The sequence below is a fragment of the Kocuria sp. CPCC 205263 genome, assembly GCF_040981075.1.
GTDB classification, from domain to species: Bacteria; Actinomycetota; Actinomycetes; order Actinomycetales; family Micrococcaceae; genus Kocuria; species Kocuria rosea.
Genome location: NZ_JAVKPV010000038.1, coordinates 1 through 1,126, shown reverse-complemented (window position 1 = coordinate 1,126; position 1,126 = coordinate 1). Strand labels below are relative to the sequence as shown.

The following is a 1,126-nucleotide window of genomic DNA, read 5'->3' as shown; positions in this document are numbered from 1 at the left end:
CGTTGTCCACCAATGTCGTCTCGGAGTCCCTGATCTCCACCCTGCCCGGCTCCACCTACGTGGACGAGGCCGTCTTCCGCGCCGAGCAGGAACGCATCTTCGAGCAGATGTGGTTCTGCGCCGTGCGCGCCGGCGACCTCGACAAGCCCGGCGCCTACCGCACCGTCCAGATCGGCCGGGAATCCATCATCATCACCCGCAACCGCAAGCACGGCATCCGCGCCTTCTACAACATCTGCCGCCACCGCGGAGTGAAACTGTGCATGGAGGACACCGGCGAAGCCACCCGCTCCTTCCAGTGCCCCTACCACGCCTGGACCTACGACTTCGACGGCAAGCTCATCGCCGCCCCCAACCTCACCAAGATGCCCGACATCGACCGCCAGGAATACGGGCTGGTCACCATCCCGGTCCGCGAGTACCTCGGCTACGTCTGGGTCTGCCTGGCCGAGAACCCCCCCTCCTTCGAGGACGACGTCATGGGCGACATCCAAGAACGCCTCGGCGACACCCAGGCCATCGAGGGCTACGACATCGCCAACCTCTCCCTGGGCCGGCGCATCACCTACGACGTGCGCGCCAACTGGAAGCTCATCATCGAGAACTTCATGGAGTGCTACCACTGCGCCACCATCCACCCCGAACTCACCGAGGTCCTGCCCGAGTTCGCCGACGGCCTCGCCGCCCAGTACTTCGTCGGCCACGGCGCGGAGTTCGGCGACGACGTCGCCGGCTTCACCATCGACGGCTCCGAAGGCCTCGACAAGCTCCCCGGCGTCGACGACGACCACGACCGCCGCTACTACGCCATCACCGTGCGACCCACCGTGTTCATCAACCTCGTCCCCGACCACGTCATCATCCACCGCATGTTCCCCATGGCCCCCGACCACACCATCGTCGAGTGCGACTGGCTCTACCTCCCCACCGTCGTGGACTCCGGCAAGGACGTCACCGCCTCCGTGGAACTCTTCCACCGCGTCAACCAGCAGGACTTCGACGCCTGCGAACGCTGCCAACCCGCCATGAACTCCAAGATCTACGCCACCGGCGGGGTCCTCGTCCCCTCCGAACACCACATCGGCGCCTTCCACGACTGGATCACCGACAAGATCGGCGACGTCGT

The 1,126-nt window shown here is 65.6% G+C and carries 1 protein-coding gene; it reads left to right on the top strand.

The annotated features are described in order from the left end of the window. Window positions 1-2 precede the first annotated feature (2 nt). A partial coding sequence (locus RF647_RS19000) for an aromatic ring-hydroxylating dioxygenase subunit alpha (RefSeq protein WP_368813095.1) occupies window positions 3-1,126 on the top strand: 1,124 nt, incomplete at its 3' end.